Source organism: Falsiroseomonas oryzae (assembly GCF_027856955.1).
GTDB lineage: Bacteria > Pseudomonadota > Alphaproteobacteria > Acetobacterales > Acetobacteraceae > Falsiroseomonas > Falsiroseomonas oryzae.
Genome location: NZ_JAPSMD010000711.1, coordinates 1 through 1,805, shown reverse-complemented (window position 1 = coordinate 1,805; position 1,805 = coordinate 1). Strand labels below are relative to the sequence as shown.

Sequence of the window (1,805 nt, the reverse complement as noted above, 5' to 3'; positions counted from 1 at the left end):
CGGCCGGCCGCTTCTCCACCCAGGCCGCGTTGGCGGATGGCGCGCGCGAGGGTGCGGCGGCGGCGGCGGAATGCGGCTTCGCCGGCGCGTCACCGCCCGTGCCGCGGGCCGAGGATGCGCCGGGCGAGGTCGCGCCGCTGTTCCACGTGGCCGGCGCGCGCGGCAAGGCCTTTGTGGATTTCCAGCACGACGTGACGGAGAAGGACGTCGCGCTGGCGCATCGCGAGGGCTTCCGCAGCGTGGAGCACCTGAAGCGCTACACCACGCTCGGCATGGCGACCGACCAGGGCAAGACGGCGAATGTCACGGGGCTCGCCGTCATGGCGCGGATCACCGGCCTCGGCATCCCGGGCACCGGCACCACCACGCAGCGCCCGCCCTGGACGCCGGTGGCGATCGGCGCCGTGGCCGGGCCGCATCGCGGCCGGCACTTCCGACCCGCGCGGCGCACGCCGCTGCACGACTGGGCGGCGGCGAACGGCGCAAGCTTCGTCGAGGTCGGGCCCTGGTATCGCGCGCAATGGTACGCGCGCCCCGGCGAGGCCGGCTGGCGCGACAGCGTGGACCGGGAGGCGCTGGCGGTGCGCGCCGGCGTCGGCGTCTGCGACGTCTCGACGCTCGGGAAGATCGAGGTGGTGGGGCCGGATGCCGCCGCGCTGCTCGACCTGGTCTATGCCAACACCATGTCCACGCTGGCCGTCGGGCGCGTGCGCTACGGGCTGATGCTGCGCGAGGACGGCTTCGTGATGGACGATGGCACCGTCGCCCGTCTCGCCGAAGACCGGTTCTTCGTCACGACCACGACGGCGAATGCCGGCAAGGTCATGCAGCACATGGAGTTCTGCCACCAGGTGCTGCGGCCCGCGCTGGACGTGTCGCTGCTCTCCGTCACCGATGCCTGGGCGCAGGTCTCCATCGCCGGGCCGCGCGCGCGAGAGGTGGTGGCCGCGCTGGTGGATCCCGGGCCTGACCTGTCGAACGCCGCCCTGCCGCACATGGCCTGCACCGAGGTGCAGGTCGGCGGTGTCCCGGCGCGGCTCTATCGCCTCTCCTTCTCCGGCGAGTTGGCCTATGAGCTCGGCGTGCCGGCCGATTACGGGGAGGCGATGATGCGCCGGCTGATGGCGCGCGGCGCGCCCCTCGGCGTCACGCTCTACGGCACGGAGGCGCTGGGCGTGCTGCGCATCGAGAAGGGGCACCCGGCCGGCGGCGAGCTGAACGGGCAGACGACGGCGCGCGACCTCGGCCTCGGCCGGATGGTGTCCACGAAGAAGGACGGCATCGGTCGAAGGCTGGCGGAACGGCCGGCGCTGGTGGATCCGGCGCGGCCGGTGCTGGTCGGGCTGAAGCCGGTGGACGGGCGCACGCCGCTGCGCGCCGGCGCGCATCTGTTCGCGCCGGACGCGGAGCCGGTGACGGCGAACGACCAGGGCTATGTCACCTCCGCCTGCTTCTCGCCGACGCTCGGCCAGCCGATCGCGCTGGCGCTGCTGGCGAACGGCGCGACGCGCATCGGGCAGCGCATTCGCGTGCTGGACCCCGTGCGCGGCGGCGATGCGGAAGCGGAGGTCTGCGCGCCGGTCTTCGTGGATCCGGAAGGGGGGCGCACCCGTGGCTGAGCTCGAGATGCTGGCCCGCGCGCCGCTGGCCGGCCATCTGCAACCGGGGCGCCATGGCCGCGCGGAGGGGGCTCCCGGTCTGCGCCTCTCCGAACGCGCCGGGCTGGCCGCCGCCGCGGTCTCGCTGCGCGCGGGGCAGGGCGAGGTGCTTGCCGCGGCGCTGCGGGAGGGGTTCGGGTTGGACCT

Annotated in this window: 2 protein-coding genes; both read left to right on the top strand. The window is 74.6% G+C overall.

The window, feature by feature from the left end:
• The coding region (locus OZN99_RS30900; protein WP_270939033.1) for a glycine cleavage T C-terminal barrel domain-containing protein at positions 1 to 1,619 on the top strand (1,619 nt) is incomplete at its 5' end.
• The coding region (locus OZN99_RS30895; protein WP_270939032.1) for a hypothetical protein at positions 1,612 to 1,805 on the top strand (194 nt) is incomplete at its 3' end. The genes OZN99_RS30900 and OZN99_RS30895, both read left to right, overlap by 8 nt.